The organism is Bacillus gaemokensis (assembly GCF_001590835.1).
GTDB lineage: Bacteria > Bacillota > Bacilli > Bacillales > Bacillaceae_G > Bacillus_A > Bacillus_A gaemokensis.
In genome coordinates, this window is record NZ_LTAQ01000067.1 from 163722 (window position 1) to 183042 (window position 19321).

Here is a 19321-nt window from a genome sequence, read left to right on the forward strand (position 1 = left end):
TGGATACACATAGCAATCTATAGTAACAGCACAAAAGGCTATTATTTCATTTTCATAAAAAAGTTTTTGTAAAAAAACTAGTTAATCTTTTTTTATTTTTTAATTTATCAATACTGAAAATTCCCAAGAAAGAATATTAGACAACTACTATGTAGTCATGAGAGAAAAGAATATGACAACCTTTCCTTGTCATACTCTTTTCTAAAAGGATAAGGGTGTGACAATGTTGAATAGAAAAAACGATCAAATTGTTATTCATATAATAAAAGGTTCAACAATAAAAAAGTTTTTAATCTTAGACTTAGTTACTGGAACAGGAATTTATTATGCAGTCAAATTTATCTCTTCAAGTGTATTAATTGCAATTGTTGGTAGTATCATGGGAACCGAAGGTATTAAAAAAATACCTAAATTCAAAAAAAACACAAATTGAAACACATCATGTTTTACACTGTATACATTCAAAACATGATAAATAAAGAGATTAGAACACCCATGATTAAAAAAGAATAAGCTAGCATGAAGCTAGCCCTTTAGAGAATCCATATAATGATTAGTAATACATTCATTTTCTATCGAACTAAAATCAGAATTTGATTTGGTCCCTTGCGCTTCATAACACGGTATCCATTAGTTGTTGCGGTTGCAACCCCAAAATGATTCGGTTTGCAGTATCCATTAACTTGACATGTTCCGTCATCTCGAACAAGAAGTTTCCCTACTAATCCAACAGCCACCCATTCGAGTCTAGCAAGCCGTGAACTACACGGTATATTTGGATTCCAATTTGGATTAATTTTCTTTCGGATTTCTACACTTTCTGGTATAATCACATTTCCTTCACTGTCTTTTATCGCTTCCTTCACAACATCTTCATATATCTCTCGGTTCCACTCATCCAATAGATATTTAGCACATTCAGGTTCTTGTGTATCTGCTAATATTCCGGGACGTGAACTCGTAACTCCCAAAATATAATCATCATTTTCAGTAGCTTTTCGTACTTTTTCACCATCTAATGTAACAAAATATCCAACATCAATTGGTTGACCATCTATCGTTTCAAACATTTCTGCATAGTCGCAGGCTCCAGCAGCAGTTATATATCCACTAGCTGTTACCATACTGTCAAAACAAGCGGATCCATCATTTAAAATTTTTGCAACTACACCAGTGGTATCACATGGAACCAAACCATTTACCAAGTACCAAGAGAAAGAAAGGTCTACTGCAGGATTAGGACCTCCCAGCTGCCCCATAACATGAACACCCTCTAAACCATTAGCACATGTCTCAACACCTTCTGTGTGAGAAAAATCCCCATCAGCTATCGTTAGAAACCCTTCCGCATGCGAGATAAATCCACTGGCAGTTGTGATATTTCCTTCTGCATGTGAGGCAACTCCACTGGCTTCAGTTTGGACTCCTTCCGCATGCGAGAAATCTCCACTGGCTACTGTATCAGCTCCTTCCGCATGCGAGACAAATCCACTGGCTATCGTGCTCCCCCCTTCCGCGTGTGAAAAATCCCCACTTGCTTCTGTATCCATCCCTTCCGCATGCGAAATCTGTCCACTCGCAATTGTACGAAATCCTTCCGCGTGTGACCTGTCTCCCCTCGCTTCAGTACTATCTCCTTCCGCATGTGAAATACCTCCACTTGCTATCGTGCTTCCCCCTTCCGCATGCGAGATAAATCCACTGGCAATTGTAAGAATACCTTCTGCATGCGACCCACCTCCACTGGCAATTGTAGACTCGCCTTCCGCATGTGAGGCAAATCCACTTGCTTCGGTACTATCTCCTTCAGCGTGTGAAAATTCTCCACTAGCTCGGGTACTTCTCCCTTCTGCATGAGAAGCACTTCCACTGGCAATTGTTCCAAAACCTTCTGCATGGGAATCTACCCCACTGGCTACTGTAGAGAGTCCTTCCGCATGTGAACTTTCCCCACTAGCTATTGTTCCACTTCCTTCTGCATGCGAAGAATTCCCACTGGCTTCGGTACTACTCCCTTCCGCATGCGAGGCTTCACCATCCGCAATAGTTTCCCTTCCTTCCGCATGTGAACAATCTCCATTCGCTACCGAATTACATCCCTCTACAATGGAGGCAAACCCATTAGCAATCGTATCGCTTCCCACTGCAAAGGAGCATTCCCCAATTGCTTGCGCATTACATCCTGGTGTAAACGGTGGTCCGGTTGGTCCGGTTGGTCCAGTTGGTCCAGTTGGTCCTTGTGCTCCTATCTCTCCAGCTAAAGGGATCAAACATTGAAGCGGTATATGTGGTCCTTTTTTAAATTTATCCATCTACATTCACCTCGCTTAAATATAAAACCACTTTTCTAAACACATATACCACAGCGTATGAATCTATAAGCCTACAAGTATAAGAAAAATACCCATGTACGCTACATGAAACCGATTAGATTAAGCCTTATTTCACGTTCTGACTATGGGTAAATGTATACAGCTCCTATTTCCATTTTGGAATTGCTCATAAATTTTCACTTCGTTAGAAAATCTGTTAGAAGTTTTGAGAGAAGATTTCTCTCTACTAAAAAACTTCTTTGCGTATTCCTTTGCCATTCACCCATCTCACGATAATCTCTTTTTAATTTTTTAATTACTGTAATTAGTTTCTTTACGACTTTGTAAATCTTTTTATTTAAATGTACAATTGTATAAAAGCTCTCACATTTTGAATCGAGGTGACAATCATGAGAAGTTTTGGTTCATTAGTAACCTCTACTATCTGTTCAGTAATCCTTATAATTTGGAATACTTATTCCTTCTATGACAAATTCACAACAGGAAATACATATTTTTGGATTAGCGGCATCATAGCTGCGATATTCCTTCTATTCTTTATCAGAGACATGCAAGATCTCATCAAGAAAAACTATAAAACTTCAGAATCAAAATAAGGATTCTTCATTGGTTCCTTTTTCTATGAAAAATAAAAAAGCAGAAGGTTCACTTCTGCTTTTACTGTAGTTTTAAATGTAATATTGGATAAGGACGACCTGAATCGTCTGTTGGTTGCTCGCTGACAATCGAAAAACCATTTTTCAGGTAGAACTTTTTCGCATTTTCATTATCTTTATTCACATCAACAGTCTTTACCCCGAAATTGTTAATTAATAGTTGAATAATTTGTTTTCCGTATCCTTTTCCAATTTCATTAGGATCTAAAAATAACATCTCTAAGTGATTTTGATTTATAGCTGAAAATCCAATTAATGAGTTCTCAACATACCAAATTCGTACATCAAGATGAGGAAAATACAAGGGGATTTCTCTTTTAATTTCCTGTTTATCGTCGAAACTTAAAAAACTATGAGTAGCTGTTACAGATTTTTCCCATAGGTTTAAAATAATATTATAGTCATTAGTCGTTGCTTTTCTGTTTTGCATAAATAACCCTCCTTTTCTTTTTTACCACGCTCCTTTCTATTGTTTATTTAATGATCTTTTTTGTATAGCTCCAACTCATATATGATTTCACATTTTCACTCTTTTCAATTTTAATTAGCTATATTACCATCAATTCGGCATAATTAAATTTTTAATATCATTATATCTGTTTTATTTTCCTATTTTCAAATAAAGCAGTACATTTTTTCAAATAAAAAATGTTATTTAGTGACTTTATTGTTTGTTGAATCCCTGTATTCAATATGGAATTTAAGTTTTAAACAACTTTAAAAAACTTCCCATAAGAATACTAAAAGCCACGCTAATCCATTCCTGTTTAACATGATCCTCTCACCCCTTATTTTTCCCTTAGCCACAAATAAGACGCTATACCGATCACAGCAGCGCCTAGGATAATTGATATTATTTTAATCATTTCCGAAACCTTTTCAACTTGTTCATCACTTTCTCGTCCTTCTTCAGAATATATTCTCTTTTTGTATCAACAACTTCATAAGGTCCCTTTGATTTATGAGTTCTATTTACTTTTAGCCCCTTACAATAATGTCACATTTACGTAAGGTAATTAGATAGTTCATTTATTTTTTCAATGTAATAATAGATGTATAAGAAATCATAATAAATTTTTAGAGGTGAAACACATGAAAGGAAACAATGTCTTATCTTCTTTAAGTTACTTTAGTATCTTTTTTGCACCATTTCTATTGCCAATCATTATTTATTTCGTAGCAGAAGAAGAGGTTAAATGTCATGCGAAAAAAGCACTTTGGACACACCTTATTCCCTATGTAACTATATTTATTGGTTTTCTAGTATCTGGAGCACTGAGCTTTAGTACATTAACTGAAAACACAATAGGAATTTCTCTAATAGGAACCTTTGTTATCGCTTTTGCAGCAAGTATTTACTATTTCATTTGGAATATTGTAAAAGGTGTTAAAGTATTAAAAGAAATATAATAAAAAGCCAAACTAAATATTTAGTTTGTTTTTTTAATTTCACCTTAAATATCATGCTCATCCACCACCATCACTTTCTATCCAAATGTTCATTTTGTCCAATAAAAGAGAGCACCCATATAATAGATGCTCTTTTGTGAAAGGAGCTTTAAGCCTCGCTATAACCATGAAAACTTGTCCCACACTCCAATATATGCTTGTCCTTCACAAAAGGTGCATTTATGTATTAAACTACTCCTATATCCTAAGGAGGAATCCAATGTTTAATTTTCGTGCAATACTACTCATTTTGTTTTTCCTGTTATTTATATATGGTTTAATCATTCTAGCACTAACCTTCTCAACAGGAGGATAATTCATCATTAATATTTTTCACCTTTTTAATACAAGCTATTTATTAAAAGAAGTCAATAGCTTAACGTTGATTTCATTATCAAAATTCCCCTTTTTTGTTGGGATTTTGTCGATGTTTTTAATAAAAACTCGATCTAATAACATTTAATTTTAATTTACGGATTTTTTAATATGCAAAAATGCATTAAGTTTATAGTTGATAATCACCTTAGTTGTAACTATAATGATTACAGGTTGACAAACACAAATTCCAACCTTCAAATACAGCATGAATGGAGATGTTATGAAATGAATATGAAAAAAGTAGTTTTAGCTGGTGCATTAGGATTTGCAGCACTTGCAGGTACAAATTTACCAGGTTTAGAAGTAACGAAAGCTAGTGCAGCTTCTGTTGAATCGAACACAACAACAATTGAAGGTCGTGTAGTTGAAGTTACAGAAAATGCATTTTATATTGAATCAAAAGAATATAATGATAACTTAGATAATCTTGTTAGAATAGAAGTAGATTTTAACCCCAATGTAAAAGTAGGAGATCAAGTAAAAGCTACTGGATTCATGTGGAGAAATTTCAGTACATTTATGACCGCAACTACTGTTGAACAGGTACAAGATAATAAATCGTTAACTCCAGGAATTCATTATGATAAACAAGGAAAACCAGATTTTGCAATTGGAACGATTACAAAACAATATAAGTTTACTTATGACACAAATGAATCACAAGACTTTGTGATTGTAACATACCCAAATAAAGAAGGAAAAGCTCTTACAGTACACGTTGCTTTATCATCAAACAATAAATTTAATGTTGGTGACACAGTAAAAGTTAAAAACATCTTAGAATGGATAAGATCTGATCACTTCGAAACAGACGAAATAAATATGGAAAAAATGAATGAAACTAAAACACCAACTGTACAAGATGATCGCTGGATTTGGTCTTAATCCAAAATTAAATCCGCGTGAATCTTAAATAGAAGCCAATCTCCTTTAAAATAAATATATAGACCAATAAAAACCTTGTAGAAGTACTACAAGGTTTTTTGATTTCTTATTAAAATTTGACTACTCCATAAGGATAATCTCATTTCTTCATTATTTTCTTTCTAACAAAAACTCTTATAATCAAATCATCCTTAATGAAATAGCGATTAATGGGATTACATTTTTCTTCTTATAATAGTAATGGTCCTTCTTCATCGATAACTCATTATAGATAAGGCTGTCTTTTAACTTATCTCCATTTAGGTATTTCATCTTAATGATCTCAGCTTCGTCATAATCCAAAACGTATTTTAATTTCTCCCCTTAGAGATACGATCGAGCCGAGCAGTTAACTTTTGCTAGCTGTTCTTTTGATATTACAACTTTCACATAAGGGCTAATACATAAACGATTTTACTGAAATCGCATATTATATTAGTAAATACACCTTCAATATTACCAAAAGGCGATTTGGCGATAATCGCCTTTTTATTGATAGAAAATATACAAATTGTGAAATAATATCATTTAGGAGCTGATTTGCATGACAAAAGTACCTATTGTATTCACTGTTCCTCCTAATTCTAAAGTTACAGTTACATTTTTTTCACGTTGTAATGAGGAAATTACAAGGGTATCTTTAATTAACCAAATGCTTAAGCCTCAACGTCAGGCCCTCACCGAATATCCAGATTACAGAAGATATGAAACTGAAGTACAATCATTATCAAATTGTTAATCGTACAAGCTACTACACAATTACCCTAGGTGACTGGGGCTTTATTTCATTTAAAATGAAATTTTTGTTATACTCATCCAATGTAATAAAGCCACCGTATTTTTCCACATGCTTTAGAAGAATAAATTGTAAATGTGGATACTTGTACGCAAACATTTTCTTCTTCACATTGAACGTTTCTGTGACCACACCTTTGATATCGATTACTTCCACATCACCATTTGGCAAATAGACTATGAAGTCCGCTATATATGCAATTATGAGTTGTTGTACTCCTGTTTTTCTAAAAAAACATAAATTGATCTCAACGATTAGCAAGTAGTTTTAAGAAGCTATCTATTTTTTCGTATAAGACGTTTTATTTCACATATACTACCTATGAACCTGTTTACCAATACGAGTCATTTTGGTGTTTTGAATTTTCCTTCTTGGGATAAGCATTTTTGCTTATCCCATTTTGTTGTATATATTTTTAAATTTACGTTAACACTATTTACAAGCGTGATTTCTGGTTCTTCGTAGTTCTTTATCCAGAGTAATCTTTCTCCTTATAAGGACAGCAGGTACGACTGCTTGTCCTTTTTTGCTTATACCGCGTACACTCCCTTATCATTTATTATTCATACTCAATATAATAAACCATATTTATTTACTTATTATGATATCCTTAGTTACCCATATCTTATATTTTGTGTAACTGTCCTAATCGCTGAACCCCTTGGTATTCTTAACTTTATAAGGCTTTCTATTTTGAGTTACACAACACATAAAAAATGATGAATTGTAAAATACAAAAAATAAAAAGGATTTTGCTATATTTTAAATTTCGTCATAGCCTTATCTATTGCATCTTGGTTAACACCAATATATCTTAACGTAACTCTTTCAGATGAATGATTGAATATCTCCATAAGCAATGCGATATTCTTTGTTTGCATGTACATATGATATCCAAAGTCTTACGCAATGTATGTGTGCCTATTTCATCTAATCCGAACTCTGCCGCTGTAGCTCTAAGTATCTTGTATGCCATACTGCGACCAATCAGTTTATTCTTTCCTTCTCGACTCTTAATCAAGTAATCATTATCTTCTCTTTCTTCAATATACCAACGGAGTTCTCTTTTTAATGCTGGAGTCAATTGAATACGCTTCTGTTTTCCTGTTTTCTTTTCCCTCATTGAAATGTGACTTCCTTTTAAATCACTGACTTTCAATTTGAGAATATCACTAATGCGTAATCCTGTATTAATTCCCATTACAAACAGAATATAATACTACTCATTCTTTTTACATTTGTAGCAATTTGTTCAATTTTTTCCTTAGTAAAGGAGTTTAAAAAGCCAAAGAAAAATACTATTTTGATTTTCATTGACCTCTCGCTTTTTATAGGAATGATATTATTAATAAAAGAAATTTTAATTTAATTTACATATACAACTCTTCTCCTCTGAATAAAACCCAATATTCCGTCAATACTGTAGATAGGCCAACCAGCCAAAACTCATTTAAATTTCTTTCTCCTTGTTCCCCCTTGGAGGATGAGCAGTTAGCTTTTGCTAGCTGCTCTTTTGTTTTTATTGTCACCTTTTCATTCAGTACCCATATATTGTATTGAGTTGGTTGTTGTGGTTCATTTTAAGTCACCTTCAAATAATTCGATTCACACGTCCTATGAAAGAGCACTGTTCGAACGTGCTCTTTTTGTGTTTTTCCGAATAAAAATCCAAATCCTGGTCATAATATATTTACATCTAGATTTACTTCTATGATAGTAATCTTTTCTCCAACTCTCCCTGGAGCCGAGCAGTTAGTTTTTGCTAGCTGCTCTTTTTTTAAACTTGTCCGAATAAAATTCAAGTTCCTGTCCATACTACATAAAGGTTGCTCTCTTCACAGTGACAGCAGCCTGACGCCTTTTGGGTCAACATGTTGAAATGGAGCAGTTAACTTTTGCTAGCTGTTCTATTTTGTAATATTCACCATTAGTAACCATTATAATTACAGATTATTATATAAAAGCTCGAAGAAATCGAGCTGTTATACCCATTCCCCTAGGAAACAAAGGTTTTGTTTTATGCAAAATGAAGTTTTTATTCAATTATTTATCCAAAAGAAATCAGGATTTATAATATTCATTTTTTAAAAGTGAATATACCTTGGAATCACAATACCTATCATCAATTATTACGTTTTGTCTCAATGTCCCTTCGTAAGTCATCTTTAACTTTTGCATAACTCGTTCAGAAGCTGTATTTCTTACATCACATCTTCCTTCAATGCGATTCAAATCTAATTCCTGAAAACCAAAATTTATTAATTCTTCTAAAGCCTCAACAACAACTCCCTTACCCCAATACATTGAGCCAATAACAGCCCCTAAAGAAGCGCTATTATGTGGTAGTTTCCAAATACCACAGGTACCAATCACTTTCTGATCTCCCTTAGAAAGGAGAGACCATATGAAAGATTTCCCCTCTTTATTTGTCTCAATCATTTTTTCTAATAAAATACGAGTTTCATCTTTAGTTTTGTGGACTTCTCTAGGTACATGTGTAGTTGTTTGAGGATCTGAATAGACTTCAAATAAATTATCTAAATCATATAAATCTAGTTTTTTTAGTAAAAGGCGCTTTGTTTCTAATTTTTGTATTTCATTTTTATTTTTCATCTCTCATTCTCCTTTGCTACTAAAATAGCGTTTTTGTTCAGTTTTCGTAATCTTCCATACCTAAGGCAGCACGTGCTATCTCACCCATCTTATTAACCCTCTCATAAGCTTCTTTATTTGGCTCAAGTCGCTCATCTTCAATTTCCTTTAATGCTTTTACATAATTGTCTATATCATCAACCCTGTCCTGATAAGCTATTTGTATTTGTTCGAATTCATCTTCTATGTTTTATAACGACCTTACTACTTCAAGTGCCTCACTCACATCCGAGTGCCGATATCTGTTTTTAATCTATTTATTAGTTCTGTGATCTGTTTCATTTCTTATTTCCCTGTTGATTGATATACGAAGCTAATTCTATCATTTTATTTTTAAATAACGATTTTATTAAAAATTACTGGTTCTTTCGTCCTCTTGAAAATTAAGTTTTTATGTCCGCTAATGCTTATTGTGTAATTTCGTTTCATTGCTAAATAAATATTTACCCTTAATAATATTAAATTTCACTGTAGTATCCATTTGGTTTGTGGGCGGTGTCAGATACGTTAGAATTCCCCCACATAATAGTTCTTCTCAGTTCATATATTAAATATGATTTTGAGAATACATTTTTTAGCTACTAATTAGGGTAAAAACAACATTTAGGGAAAAATGTACGTTATAAAGCTACAAACCTTGATATAAAAGGAAAGTACCAGTAACGAGCATTTTTAGAACAAAAAATCCGAAATGTTGGCGAGACCCTAACAAACGAAGGAGGAAAAGAGCATGGCTCGCTCAATTCGTGTTCTCTATCGAGGCGTACAAGGCAGAGTACGCAGAAACTTCAATTGGCCTCCGATCAAACAGAACTCTGCAGTTGTAATCACTGCTGCGGAATGGAGATTCGCCGGGGGAATCTTTGGCAGCGCTGGTAGACCCCACCTAGGTGAAGCAAATGTCTATGTAACAAATATTGGCCCACATGACCCCGAAGGTGGACCAGGTAGTTCGGGTGGAGTGGAGTTTCATCTTCACGTCGATTGGTCATCACCTTTGGACGTCATTGTCACAATTTCCGTCCTGGAAGATATTGAGAACTTTGTAACTGCCTAACACTTCATACCTAGTCGCTTCGCAGCTCCTAATAGGGGTAAAAACAGCGTAGTTGTCATAGACTTCAATAACTGATTATCTGAACAAAAAGTCCCTTTAAATCTTCTTCTGAAGGGACTTTTCTAGTTTTCTAGATACATCGAATATCAATAAATTAGATTTATATCATGAATCCAGCATCCCTTTTTTAATAAAATTCAAATTGTATTCATAACCGCTACTTAACCGCTCGTAATTAACTTTATTTTTAGCAAAATAAGAATCCATCATATCTTGTTGACTCATTCCCAGCTTGTAACCAATTGCGATTAAAGCTCCTAATGCTTTTGCATAATGAAAAATACAAGAGTAATCTGCCTTGTACATATATTTAAATAGTTCATGAGATCCAATTCCGGATGCTAAAAATTTACTTGCTAATCTAAAATGTCTATCTGATCCTAAAATCAAATCAACATGTCCATATTTATTACCAAGCGATGTTACAAAGTGCATACAATCCGCCCATTCATCACGTTGCTTTTCTTGGTTATTGCGTTTATTCTTTTTCCAGTGTTAGATTTTTCCCTTCTAATCCATGAACTTCAACAACCTTACAATCTAGCTTTTCCTGTGCCTCAAAAACATTTTGAATATCTAATATTACTTTTTCCCCTTTCGCTTTTACTGACAAATCCCTAATCCCATTGAACGATTTTCAATTTTATACTTATCCGCCTGGTCTATAACAAGAAGCGCAACTTCCGCTTGATGCCTTCTCAATGCTTTCGCCATATCCGGCAAACTCATACCTAAACTCCACATTTCTCGAAAATCTCGAAAACGAAATACATCTCTTTCATCCCAAATGAAGTTTGCATCTTCTAAAGCGATATATATCTTTAAGCGAGATTCCTTCATGAATTCATGTTTTCTTACTACACCCATATGTGCCTCTCCCTTCCTTATAGAGATTGACTATTTTATTTTTTCAGTTAATTCATCGACCACACGATTCACTTTTCCATTTACACCTACACTTCTATTAGATTAGTAATCTATAAGTTAAACTGCATAAACGCCTTTTCTTGTATCCTTAACAATCCGTCCATCATAATCAAAATATGCTATTTCAAAACGAGGATCATAATTGTACATGACTGTATCTCCATCAAAAACGACTAGTAAATTATTTTTGTAACTCCCAACAATCGTTCCCTTTCTCATATCACAAAAGAATTCTATGAACCTAAAACATCTACAGGGAAACGTTTAATCGTATTTCCTGAAATCACATTACACACTCTAGAAGAACATCATGAGCAAATAAATATAGAAACAGAACGATATGGAAACGAATATAACGACTATGATTTGGTCTGTCCTACCTTTAACGGTAACCCTTGCAATTTCAGAAGTTTGACACAGCGCTGGAAAAAGCTTATAAAGAAAAGTGAGGTTCCTGATATTTGGTTCCATGATCTACGGCATACTCATGCAACTTTAATGTTGAAACAAAGTATTCATCCGAAGATTGTTAGTGAACGACTAGGACATAAAAGAGTAGGCATCACATTAGATACCTACTCACATATTATACCAGGACTTCAAGAAAAAGCAGTTGAAGATTTTGCAAATAATCTATTTCAAAAACACTAACATTTGGAAAATTTTTACAAATACGGATTTTGCATAAAAATACTAGCAAATTCGTATGACCTTGAAAGGAGTCATAACTATGAAAGAAATTAAAACAGAACAAGAATTCAAAGACATTATCGCAAGTGAGGAACCAGTAGTAGTTAAGTTCTTCACAACATGGTGCCCAGATTGCGTACGGATGGATAATTTTATTGAAGATGTAATGGAAGAGTTCAAAAAGTTTGAATGGTATTCTATTAATAAAGATGAATTCCCAAGTATCGCTGAAGAGTATCAAGTAATGGGGATTCCAAGCTTACTTGTGTATCAAAATGGTGAAAAACTTGGTCATTTACATAGTGCAAATGCAAAAACAGAAGAGCAAGTTACTGAGTTTTTAGAAGCATACTAAGATGAAAAATGCCACTGGAATATATAATTCCAGTGGCATTTTTTAATCTTTTCTAATCATTATCTTTTGTAAAAAATATCAGGTTTTCTTTATCCCTTGTTCTTTGTACTTTGCAACATATTTTTCCTTTGTGAAACTTTGTTATCCCCTACTTAAAAAGCTATAAAGCGTCAACAATGTTTGTATAGACCCACACGAGTTTCGTTTGGTACTCTAATAATAGAAAGAAATTCCTAACAGAAAGGTGAGTGATCGTTATGAATTCACTTTCTAACAAAGAAGCTGATAAAGGGGCCATCGTTAGCATTATTGCCTACATATTTTTATCATCATTAAAAATTATCATTAGCTACATTGCCCTTTCTAGCGCGCTGCGTGCGGATGGTTTAAATAACTTAACGGATATCGGTGCTTCTTTAGCTGTATTAATTGGTTTAAAAATTTCTCGAAAGCCTCGTGATCCAGATCATCCATATGGACATTCACGTGCAGAACAAATTGCTTCACTTGTTGCCTCCTTTATTATGGCAACGGTTGGTTTAGAAGTTATCGTAAGTGCAATTCAATTATTCTTCAATCCACAGAAAACGGCACCTAATGTACTTGCAGCTTGGGTTGCCTTATTTTGCGCTGTCGTCATGTACGGCGTGTACAGGTATAATAATAAAATTGCGAAACGAACAAAAAGTAAAGCGCTAGAAGCAGCTGCAAAAGATAATTTATCAGATGCACTCGTAAGTATCGGTACGGTTGTTGGTATTTTAGCATCACAATTCCATATGCCCATCCTCGATCCAATTGCAGCCTTACTTGTCGGTTTTATTATTTGTAAAACCGCATGGGATATCTTCATAGAAGCATCACATATGTTAACTGATGGTATTGATCCAGATAAAATGGAAGAATATTCGCAAGCTGTTAGGCTTGTTTCTGGTGTTGAACATATTGTGGACATTCGTGCTCGTATGTATGGAAATCAGACTTATGTAGATATTACAATCGAAGTAGACGCTCATATGGATGTAAGTAGAAGCCATCACATTACCGATAAAATTGAAGATATGTTAAAGCAAAAGTTTGGCATTTTACACACTCATATTCATGTTGAACCCATGCAAAAAGAACCTATGATGACATAGGTTCTTTTTTGATGAATGCTCGGTGAAATATAATACATAAAACGAGCCAACTTCCACCCGCTGCCCATCCGGCTAATATATCAGATGGATAATGAACACCGAGATAGACACGGCTAACGGAAATAGAAAATACTACAAAGCACGTGATAAGAATAATCAACAACTTTTTGTGCAATTCAATGCGATGCTCAGTAATTGTTACATACGCAATAAATCCTAAAAATGCCGTAGCATTCATCGTATGACCGCTCGGAAAGCTATATCCCGTTACCGTAACAAGCTGTGACACATCAGGTCTTGGACGTTCATACCATAACTTAAGCATGCTGTTAAGATGACGAGATCCATAATAATCAATCATTACAAACAATGCACTTAACAACTTTTTTCGGACCAGAAAGTACATTACAACTATAATAAGTAATGGAAAATATATTTTTTTTGAACCGATATAAGACATCCAAATAAAATAAGATGTCAAATAGTCATTTCGGAAGCTTTGAATAAATTGTGTAATTACATCATCAAATTTCTCAACACAAGCGGTATGATACGAAAGTGATAGTACGACAAAACAAATGAGTAGCGTACAACTTAACAAATATAAATGTCGATATCGTTTCACATACATAACCTCACTATACAAAAAAATGGAGCGGTTGTTTTAGTTTTCCTCTCCATTTCTTTTTTATGCATGATTTATCAAGAAATATAACTGTTAATTTTTTGCTGCATTGTTGAAATGTCTTCACGTGTTACAGTGAAACGAATTATTTTTTCATCCAAATCCAATGCTTCAGAGAATAAACCCGCCAATCCACGCGCTTTCCTATCTACTTCCATAATGATGTCTAATCGATCATAAGCTCGTGGCAAAATCAACAACTCTAATTCATCTAACTTCCCATAATATTGTCCAGAAATCGGAATGAATTCAAATTCTTGTGCAAACGGGATATGGGTACGTAAATAGCGTGGTAATTCTTCACACTCCGCTTGACGAAGGCGAAACCCTAACTGTTTTACACTATCTAATACGCTCGTTAATAACGTATTTGGTAATACTTGAATATAGTCACGATCACTTGGATCAATACTCCGCTTAATATCAAGACCTGTATGAACCCAAACTGTTTTCATTCCAAAAGTAAGTGGCGCTTCAATTGGCATAGGGAATGAGAACGGAATTTCCACTTTAGCATTCGGTTCTATCTCAATAGGCTCTGTTAAGCGCACTCTTTTTAAATCAAATGTCGCACTCACCTTTTTATCATCTACTTCTCGCACATACGATGCCGATAACGTTAAGTAAATGCTTTCAATTTGTTGGCTTACTGATCCTCCAGTAATATGGACCACGCCTATAATTTCTTCTCCTACTACATATTCATCTCTTTCAAGAACTGTATCCACTTTTGCATTTCCAATTCCAACGCTTGCTAAAAACTTTTGAAACATGGATCCCCCATCCTTTCTAATGCTTGGCGTATATCCCTTCTAATATCTTGTATATTTTCATAGTATGGATGCTTCATCTGTAGCATCCTCATAATAATTTCACGGTTTTCTTTCTCTAGTTTGAGCTCTTCATGCCATGGCTTCTCTTCTTTTTCAGTAGATTCATAACCCGCGTATAGTAAAAACAATGTAAAGTGACCAAGTGCATAAAAATCACTACGATCGTGCACTTCTCGCATAAAGGCTTGTTCGCCTTCGTAGGAAGGTGCTCGTTCATCGACTTCTCCTTTAAATCTCGCTAATCCAAAATCGATAATACTAATTTGGTTATCTTTCGTTAAGATGTTTGGAATACGTAAATCTCTGTGAATAATCCCCTTACTATGAACATACGAGACAAGCTCCAGAACCTTATATAAAATATGAAACACTTCATATTCTTCGTATACATAGCTATCAACGAAAATACAATCTTCAAAGTTCTTTCCTAGCATGTACTCCATTACAAAAAACGGCTGATTCTTCCAAGTGAATGTATCATATAATTTCGGTATTGCCGGATGATCTAATTGTTCTAAAATCACTTGTTCTTGTGCGAATGATTTTCTACCTGACTCATATCTTTGCTTACTTTGTCTTAATTGTTTTAATACCTTCTTCTCTCTTGTCTGTAAATCATTAACGATATATGTAAAGCCATAGCTGCCCATTCCAATTACTGATTCAATTTCATAGCGCTGCGCAACAATTGTATTCTTTTGTAGCGGTCTATCAAACCAAGCAAGTATATTACGCCACTTCATCAACTACTTGAAAAGAAACTACGACTTTTACGTTTTCTTTTATAATGTTGATGTCCATAGCCTTGCCTCTTGTTATAGTCACTACTCGAATAAGAGTGCTTTCTATGACGATAATCACTACTTGAATAGGAACGATGTTTATTCTTCTTTCCTAATAAAGAATCAATAATTTTTTTGAACATTCCTTCACCTCTTGTATAAATTTTTCTTTTTATTATACCAATAATTCTCTTCAATATTTGTGACAAGTTTGTAAAGAACCTAACATTTCGAAGAGTAAAAAAACGACGAGTCTATCCCGTCGTTACTTTCACTCTTCACCTTCTTCAAACACTTCATCAATCATACATTTTTCCAATAAATACTCAAATGTAATATCCGCGAGATCTTCAATTTCTTCTCGCTTAGGTACATACCCTCTTTCAATTAGTTGCTCATAAAAAAACTCCGCAATTTCTTCCGTATCAATCACGACTTCAATTTCCTTCATGAGCATCACCCCTTTAGTTCTGTTTTATGAAGGAAATTCAAAATTATGTATACAAGATTAGCAAAATAGATTTTCTTTTTCATATTATACTTGCCTGACATATTGTCTACCATTACAGCATACGATGTAGTACAAGCTATCTGAAAGGGGAAATAAACATGGAATATCAATATGAAATAGAGCAAGGAAAAGAAGAGTTCATGCATGAAGATAAGTGGGCAGACTCTATCATTAAATGGTTTATGATTTTTTTAACAATTGTAGGTATACCTTACACAGCATATATTTTCATTCAATTCCTTCTCTCTTTCTAGTTCACTATTTTTTCTCTGTTAATTTGACTAAATAATTATGGACAACATCCATTACAATTTTATATTCTTCATCCCGAAATGTTTCATGTAATAATTGATAGTCATTATAAATATCTAATAATCCATCAATAATTTCTTGCTTATTTGTTTTGACACTCACCTTTTTCGTATTATTTATCGACTTCAATTTTCCTAAATCTAATTTATTCATCCCAGCTTTATCTTGCTTCATTTTCTTTAAAATAGCATTTGCTGTTTGTGCATTTGCAAGCAATTTTAGATCGGATTCATCAGCCTCTAACCACTCACCATCTGTAATTCTCGATAATTCATATATCGTATCTTCCCATGCATCATTTTTATATCGCCATACTTCTGTACGGAAACCAACAATACGAAAAACATCTTTATCATAACCAGTAACTTGCACAAGGTCCCCGAATGTAAAATGATAATGCAATTCAATCCATTCGGTTTCACCTTTTTTCATTTCTTGTTCCGTGACGTGTTGAAGCGTTTGTTCCACATAGTATCCATCATGATTATTTACTTCATATACATAAACGCCATCTAGTATTTTCATATTCGTGATTTTACCAACTGTACCATACAACGTAATCACGACTATGTCTCCTACATTATATTTAGGTTGTTTTTTTCTAGCCATATATATCTCTCCCCTTTTAAAGTCGTGATTTTGATAACAGTATATGCATACGATAGAAAAACGCTTATCACATAAGCGTATAATCAAAATTTTTTTAAATAAAAAAACATAATTAGCACCTCACTTCATACAAAGTAATGTACCAATTATGTTTTTTAAATTTATAATTCCCTATAATCACTAAGTTATATTTCTTGTATGTATAACTCCCAAGCTTCATCAAAAATAGACATGCTTTCTAGCAATCCACTTAATTCTAAATACGAACTAATCTCATCGTAGTCTTCTGATTGCTTCGGAAAACTTAAATCATCGTACATTGCTTCAGCTAAGTCTGAAACTTCATTTTTAATTAAAGATGCACGATGTTTCATCATATAATGGTAAAATGACTTTTTCAAAAATATTCCCTACCTTTCTAACTTGGGTACATTATACTAGGGGAAAAAGAAAAAAACCAGCACAATCGCTGGTTAAAAGTCGAAATAATTTCTCTTTAATAGACGTGGACGCTCCATTAGCTCTTCATACGTCAATTGTTTTGGTAAATCTTTTGTATAAATGAGAAACAATTGGTCTTCAATTTCTTTGACAATATGGTCAGGCTGATAGTCCATTCCACATGATGAACAAGTAATACATGGCGTCTTTTGAATTTCAATTGCTTTTGTGCCATCTGGCAATTCCCAGTAAACCGTATTCACGTCTTCTTTCGCTTCTACACTATCACACCACATACAATTCATACTGCGTCATCCTCAGCAGGTTTGTCTTCTTCTAACTTTTTCATTTGCGCCTGATATTTTTTATCTTTTAACTGATCACGCTTATCCCGTTTATCTTTTAAAGAAGCATGCGTTTCATTTGTTTCATAGTCTTTTCGGCGATTCATACGTTGTAAATCATCAGGAACAAGATTAAATTTCTTATCGCTCATTAAGCCTGCTACACCAATGTCTGAACGCTTCTCTTCATACGTTGGATAAATCTCTTTGAAATACCCTTCAGCTCTTCCTGGTACATAATTTTCTGGTTCTGGATACGTTGTAATAACCCCTTCAAAGTTTCGAAGAACCACTTTATCTGCACTTTGCGAAATTAAATAGTTTGGCTGAAGGGCAATCTTCCCGCCCCCACCTGGTGCATCGACAACGAATGTTGGTACTGCATAACCAGACGTATGTCCACGTAATCCTTCAATAATTTCTAACCCTTTTGAAACTGGAGCACGGAAATGGCCGATACCTTCTGATAAATCACACTGATAAATGTAATACGGACGAACACGAATTTTTACTAAGTCGTGCATCAACTTTTTCATAATCGGTACACTATCGTTAATACCAGCTAAAATAACAGCTTGGTTTCCTACTGGCACCCCTACATTTGCAAGCATTTCACATGCTAGTTTGGATTCTTCTGTAATTTCAATTGAAGTGTTAAAGTGTGTATTTAACCACACTGGATGATATTTTTTAATAATGTTACAGAGATTTTCTGTAATACGTTGTGGAAATACTACTGGGGCTCTCGTTCCGATACGGATAATTTCCACATGTGGAATTGCTCGTAAATTCTTTAATACATACTCTAAAATTTTATCATTAATAAGAAGACCATCACCACCAGAAATTAAAACATCGCGTACTTGTGGCGTTTCGCTAATATAAGAAATCGCATCATCTAATTGTTTTTTCGGGACACCCATTCCAATTTGTCCACTAAAACGACGACGTGTACAGTAACGACAATACATAGAACATTGATTTGTTACTAGAAATAAAACGCGGTCTGGATAGCGGTGCGTTAAACCAGGAACTGGTGAATCTTCATCTTCATGAAGTGGATCTTCTAAATCATATTTTGTTTTATATAACTCTTCCGAGATCGGTACAGATTGCATCCGAATCGGACAGCGTGGGTCATCTGGATTCATAAGAGAAGCATAGTACGGTGTAATATTTAACGGAATCGTTTTCGTTGAAATTTTAACACCTTCTTCTTCTTCTGGTGTTAAATTAATTACTTTCTTTAAATCATCTAATGTTTTTATCGTATTCGTTAATTGCCAAACCCAATCATTCCATTGCTCTTCTGTAACATCTTTCCATAATTCGATTTCTTTCCAATGACGATCTGGTTTATATACATCGTGTAACATTGCTATTCCCCC

At 34.2% G+C, this 19321-nt stretch carries 26 protein-coding genes and 3 pseudogenes; 10 read left to right on the top strand and 19 right to left on the bottom strand.

Going from position 1 to position 19321, the window contains the following annotated elements; all coding sequences use genetic code 11:
* The first annotated feature begins 223 nt into the window (after nucleotides 1-223).
* Nucleotides 224-433, top strand: a complete 210-nt coding sequence (locus AZF08_RS25755) for a hypothetical protein (protein ID WP_033674881.1) — start codon at nucleotides 224-226, stop codon at nucleotides 431-433.
* A 139-nt stretch (nucleotides 434-572) separates the two neighbouring features.
* On the opposite strand, the gene AZF08_RS25760 is transcribed toward AZF08_RS25755, so the two are convergent.
* Nucleotides 573-2312, bottom strand: coding sequence for a peptidase G2 autoproteolytic cleavage domain-containing protein (locus AZF08_RS25760; protein WP_051725755.1), 1740 nt, complete (start codon nucleotides 2310-2312; stop codon nucleotides 573-575).
* 410 nt (nucleotides 2313-2722) lie between these two features.
* Here AZF08_RS25760 and AZF08_RS31645 point away from each other — a divergent pair, with 410 nt between their 5' ends.
* Nucleotides 2723-2929 (top strand): hypothetical protein, encoded by a 207-nt coding sequence (locus tag AZF08_RS31645; RefSeq protein ID WP_082246073.1) that lies wholly within the window; start codon nucleotides 2723-2725, stop codon nucleotides 2927-2929.
* Nucleotides 2930-2990: 61 nt separating this feature from the next.
* On the opposite strand, the gene AZF08_RS25765 is transcribed toward AZF08_RS31645, so the two are convergent.
* On the bottom strand, nucleotides 2991-3419 hold the full coding sequence (locus tag AZF08_RS25765) for a GNAT family N-acetyltransferase (protein ID WP_033674882.1): 429 nt from the start codon (nucleotides 3417-3419) through the stop codon (nucleotides 2991-2993).
* A 662-nt stretch (nucleotides 3420-4081) separates the two neighbouring features.
* Between AZF08_RS25765 and AZF08_RS25770 the strand changes: the two genes are divergently transcribed.
* Nucleotides 4082-4399, top strand: a complete 318-nt coding sequence (locus tag AZF08_RS25770) for a DUF4870 domain-containing protein (protein WP_033674883.1) — start codon at nucleotides 4082-4084, stop codon at nucleotides 4397-4399.
* A 642-nt stretch (nucleotides 4400-5041) separates the two neighbouring features.
* The gene (locus AZF08_RS25775; RefSeq protein ID WP_033674884.1) at nucleotides 5042-5701 is read left to right on the top strand and encodes an ATP synthase F0F1 subunit alpha; all 660 of its coding nucleotides are present in this window, start codon (nucleotides 5042-5044) and stop codon (nucleotides 5699-5701) included.
* Between the two features lie 180 nt (nucleotides 5702-5881).
* Here the strand turns inward: AZF08_RS25775 and AZF08_RS32070 are convergent.
* A pseudogene (locus AZF08_RS32070) lies at nucleotides 5882-6055 on the bottom strand (ArpU family transcriptional regulator); the annotation flags it as partial.
* Between the two features lie 229 nt (nucleotides 6056-6284).
* Here AZF08_RS32070 and AZF08_RS25785 point away from each other — a divergent pair.
* Entirely contained in the window at nucleotides 6285-6479 is a 195-nt protein-coding gene (locus AZF08_RS25785; RefSeq protein ID WP_033674885.1) for a hypothetical protein, read from the top strand.
* A gap of 12 nt (nucleotides 6480-6491) precedes the next feature.
* Here the strand turns inward: AZF08_RS25785 and AZF08_RS25790 are convergent.
* The 3 genes and pseudogenes from AZF08_RS25790 to AZF08_RS25800 all read right to left on the bottom strand — a co-directional run.
* Nucleotides 6492-6737, bottom strand: a pseudogene (locus AZF08_RS25790) (DUF1064 domain-containing protein); the annotation flags it as partial.
* Between the two features lie 554 nt (nucleotides 6738-7291).
* A pseudogene (locus AZF08_RS25795) lies at nucleotides 7292-7752 on the bottom strand (tyrosine-type recombinase/integrase); the annotation flags it as partial.
* A gap of 845 nt (nucleotides 7753-8597) precedes the next feature.
* Entirely contained in the window at nucleotides 8598-9149 is a 552-nt protein-coding gene (locus tag AZF08_RS25800; RefSeq protein ID WP_033674886.1) for a GNAT family N-acetyltransferase, read from the bottom strand.
* Between the two features lie 769 nt (nucleotides 9150-9918).
* Between AZF08_RS25800 and AZF08_RS25805 the strand changes: the two genes are divergently transcribed.
* Entirely contained in the window at nucleotides 9919-10245 is a 327-nt protein-coding gene (locus AZF08_RS25805) for a hypothetical protein (RefSeq protein WP_033674887.1), read from the top strand.
* Nucleotides 10246-10410: 165 nt separating this feature from the next.
* Here AZF08_RS25805 and AZF08_RS25810 read toward each other — a convergent pair whose 3' ends face one another.
* The 4 genes from AZF08_RS25810 to AZF08_RS30960 form a co-directional block, all read right to left on the bottom strand.
* Nucleotides 10411-10740, bottom strand: a complete 330-nt coding sequence (locus AZF08_RS25810; protein ID WP_235190041.1) for a dUTP diphosphatase — start codon at nucleotides 10738-10740, stop codon at nucleotides 10411-10413.
* 43 nt (nucleotides 10741-10783) lie between these two features.
* Nucleotides 10784-10918, bottom strand: a complete 135-nt coding sequence (locus AZF08_RS31915) for a hypothetical protein (RefSeq protein ID WP_265182905.1) — start codon at nucleotides 10916-10918, stop codon at nucleotides 10784-10786.
* Nucleotides 10909-11172 (bottom strand): hypothetical protein, encoded by a 264-nt coding sequence (locus tag AZF08_RS25815; RefSeq protein WP_033674888.1) that lies wholly within the window; start codon nucleotides 11170-11172, stop codon nucleotides 10909-10911. The genes AZF08_RS31915 and AZF08_RS25815 overlap by 10 nt, the downstream gene beginning before the upstream one ends.
* Before the next feature lie 117 nt (nucleotides 11173-11289).
* Nucleotides 11290-11451, bottom strand: coding sequence for a hypothetical protein (locus AZF08_RS30960; RefSeq protein WP_167332919.1), 162 nt, complete (start codon nucleotides 11449-11451; stop codon nucleotides 11290-11292).
* Between AZF08_RS30960 and AZF08_RS25820 the strand changes: the two genes are divergently transcribed.
* The 3 genes from AZF08_RS25820 (at nucleotide 11413) to AZF08_RS25830 (ending at nucleotide 13416) form a co-directional block, all read left to right on the top strand.
* A complete protein-coding gene (locus AZF08_RS25820; RefSeq protein WP_082246074.1) occupies nucleotides 11413-11883 on the top strand; it encodes a site-specific integrase in 471 nt (156 codons plus the stop codon). The two genes, AZF08_RS30960 and AZF08_RS25820, sit on opposite strands and share 39 nt — an antisense overlap.
* A 79-nt stretch (nucleotides 11884-11962) precedes the next feature.
* Nucleotides 11963-12277 (top strand): thioredoxin family protein, encoded by a 315-nt coding sequence (locus AZF08_RS25825; protein ID WP_033674890.1) that lies wholly within the window; start codon nucleotides 11963-11965, stop codon nucleotides 12275-12277.
* Nucleotides 12278-12534: 257 nt separating this feature from the next.
* Complete coding sequence (locus AZF08_RS25830) at nucleotides 12535-13416, top strand: cation diffusion facilitator family transporter (RefSeq protein WP_033674891.1); 882 nt, start codon at nucleotides 12535-12537, stop codon at nucleotides 13414-13416.
* Here AZF08_RS25830 and AZF08_RS25835 read toward each other — a convergent pair.
* The 5 genes from AZF08_RS25835 to AZF08_RS25855 form a co-directional block, all read right to left on the bottom strand.
* Nucleotides 13403-14041 (bottom strand): phosphatase PAP2 family protein, encoded by a 639-nt coding sequence (locus AZF08_RS25835; RefSeq protein WP_033674892.1) that lies wholly within the window; start codon nucleotides 14039-14041, stop codon nucleotides 13403-13405. The two genes, AZF08_RS25830 and AZF08_RS25835, sit on opposite strands and share 14 nt — an antisense overlap.
* A 77-nt stretch (nucleotides 14042-14118) precedes the next feature.
* Entirely contained in the window at nucleotides 14119-14874 is a 756-nt protein-coding gene (locus AZF08_RS25840; RefSeq protein WP_033674893.1) for a sporulation protein, read from the bottom strand.
* The gene (locus AZF08_RS25845) at nucleotides 14856-15677 is read right to left on the bottom strand and encodes a serine/threonine protein kinase (RefSeq protein WP_033674894.1); all 822 of its coding nucleotides are present in this window, start codon (nucleotides 15675-15677) and stop codon (nucleotides 14856-14858) included. Before AZF08_RS25845 ends, AZF08_RS25840 begins: the two co-directional genes overlap by 19 nt.
* Complete coding sequence (locus AZF08_RS25850) at nucleotides 15677-15859, bottom strand: hypothetical protein (protein ID WP_033674895.1); 183 nt, start codon at nucleotides 15857-15859, stop codon at nucleotides 15677-15679. The genes AZF08_RS25845 and AZF08_RS25850 overlap by 1 nt, the downstream gene beginning before the upstream one ends.
* 128 nt (nucleotides 15860-15987) lie before the next feature.
* Nucleotides 15988-16167 carry a YozD family protein gene (locus AZF08_RS25855; RefSeq protein ID WP_033674896.1) on the bottom strand — a complete coding sequence of 60 codons (180 nt, stop codon included), beginning with the start codon at nucleotides 16165-16167 and terminating at the stop codon, nucleotides 15988-15990.
* A 158-nt stretch (nucleotides 16168-16325) separates the two neighbouring features.
* Here AZF08_RS25855 and AZF08_RS28255 point away from each other — a divergent pair, with 158 nt between their 5' ends.
* Nucleotides 16326-16481 (top strand): DUF3930 family protein, encoded by a 156-nt coding sequence (locus AZF08_RS28255; RefSeq protein ID WP_064504776.1) that lies wholly within the window; start codon nucleotides 16326-16328, stop codon nucleotides 16479-16481.
* Between the two features lie 4 nt (nucleotides 16482-16485).
* Here the strand turns inward: AZF08_RS28255 and AZF08_RS25860 are convergent, their stop codons facing one another.
* The 4 genes from AZF08_RS25860 to kamA form a co-directional block, all read right to left on the bottom strand.
* Nucleotides 16486-17148 (bottom strand): hypothetical protein, encoded by a 663-nt coding sequence (locus AZF08_RS25860; protein ID WP_033674897.1) that lies wholly within the window; start codon nucleotides 17146-17148, stop codon nucleotides 16486-16488.
* Nucleotides 17149-17333: 185 nt separating this feature from the next.
* Nucleotides 17334-17549: a YozE family protein gene (locus AZF08_RS25865; protein WP_033674898.1), complete on the bottom strand. Its 216-nt coding sequence runs from the start codon at nucleotides 17547-17549 to the stop codon at nucleotides 17334-17336.
* Between the two features lie 72 nt (nucleotides 17550-17621).
* On the bottom strand, nucleotides 17622-17894 hold the full coding sequence (locus tag AZF08_RS25870; RefSeq protein ID WP_033674899.1) for a YokU family protein: 273 nt from the start codon (nucleotides 17892-17894) through the stop codon (nucleotides 17622-17624).
* Complete coding sequence (gene kamA / locus AZF08_RS25875; protein WP_033674900.1) at nucleotides 17891-19309, bottom strand: lysine 2,3-aminomutase; 1419 nt, start codon at nucleotides 19307-19309, stop codon at nucleotides 17891-17893. The genes AZF08_RS25870 and kamA overlap by 4 nt, the downstream gene beginning before the upstream one ends.
* Nucleotides 19310-19321: the final 12 nt, after the last annotated feature.

Bases quoted from the DNA above. Each gene is read 5' to 3' on its own strand.
- AZF08_RS25755 (WP_033674881.1), top strand. From the start codon at position 224: ATGTTGAATAGAAAAAACGATCAAATTGTTATTCATATAATAAAAGGT.
- AZF08_RS25760 (WP_051725755.1), bottom strand. From the start codon at position 2,312: ATGGATAAATTTAAAAAAGGACCACATATACCGCTTCAATGTTTGATC.
- AZF08_RS31645 (WP_082246073.1), top strand. From the start codon at position 2,723: ATGAGAAGTTTTGGTTCATTAGTAACCTCTACTATCTGTTCAGTAATC.
- AZF08_RS25765 (WP_033674882.1), bottom strand. From the start codon at position 3,419: ATGCAAAACAGAAAAGCAACGACTAATGACTATAATATTATTTTAAAC.
- AZF08_RS25770 (WP_033674883.1), top strand. From the start codon at position 4,082: ATGAAAGGAAACAATGTCTTATCTTCTTTAAGTTACTTTAGTATCTTT.
- AZF08_RS25775 (WP_033674884.1), top strand. From the start codon at position 5,042: ATGAATATGAAAAAAGTAGTTTTAGCTGGTGCATTAGGATTTGCAGCA.
- AZF08_RS25785 (WP_033674885.1), top strand. From the start codon at position 6,285: ATGACAAAAGTACCTATTGTATTCACTGTTCCTCCTAATTCTAAAGTT.
- AZF08_RS25800 (WP_033674886.1), bottom strand. From the start codon at position 9,149: ATGAAAAATAAAAATGAAATACAAAAATTAGAAACAAAGCGCCTTTTA.
- AZF08_RS25805 (WP_033674887.1), top strand. From the start codon at position 9,919: ATGGCTCGCTCAATTCGTGTTCTCTATCGAGGCGTACAAGGCAGAGTA.
- AZF08_RS25810 (WP_235190041.1), bottom strand. From the start codon at position 10,740: ATGCACTTTGTAACATCGCTTGGTAATAAATATGGACATGTTGATTTG.
- AZF08_RS25815 (WP_033674888.1), bottom strand. From the start codon at position 11,172: ATGGGTGTAGTAAGAAAACATGAATTCATGAAGGAATCTCGCTTAAAG.
- AZF08_RS30960 (WP_167332919.1), bottom strand. From the start codon at position 11,451: ATGAGAAAGGGAACGATTGTTGGGAGTTACAAAAATAATTTACTAGTC.
- AZF08_RS25825 (WP_033674890.1), top strand. From the start codon at position 11,963: ATGAAAGAAATTAAAACAGAACAAGAATTCAAAGACATTATCGCAAGT.
- AZF08_RS25830 (WP_033674891.1), top strand. From the start codon at position 12,535: ATGAATTCACTTTCTAACAAAGAAGCTGATAAAGGGGCCATCGTTAGC.
- AZF08_RS25840 (WP_033674893.1), bottom strand. From the start codon at position 14,874: ATGTTTCAAAAGTTTTTAGCAAGCGTTGGAATTGGAAATGCAAAAGTG.
- AZF08_RS25845 (WP_033674894.1), bottom strand. From the start codon at position 15,677: ATGAAGTGGCGTAATATACTTGCTTGGTTTGATAGACCGCTACAAAAG.
- AZF08_RS25850 (WP_033674895.1), bottom strand. From the start codon at position 15,859: ATGTTCAAAAAAATTATTGATTCTTTATTAGGAAAGAAGAATAAACAT.
- AZF08_RS25855 (WP_033674896.1), bottom strand. From the start codon at position 16,167: ATGAAGGAAATTGAAGTCGTGATTGATACGGAAGAAATTGCGGAGTTT.
- AZF08_RS28255 (WP_064504776.1), top strand. From the start codon at position 16,326: ATGGAATATCAATATGAAATAGAGCAAGGAAAAGAAGAGTTCATGCAT.
- AZF08_RS25860 (WP_033674897.1), bottom strand. From the start codon at position 17,148: ATGGCTAGAAAAAAACAACCTAAATATAATGTAGGAGACATAGTCGTG.
- AZF08_RS25870 (WP_033674899.1), bottom strand. From the start codon at position 17,894: ATGAATTGTATGTGGTGTGATAGTGTAGAAGCGAAAGAAGACGTGAAT.
- kamA (WP_033674900.1), bottom strand. From the start codon at position 19,309: ATGTTACACGATGTATATAAACCAGATCGTCATTGGAAAGAAATCGAA.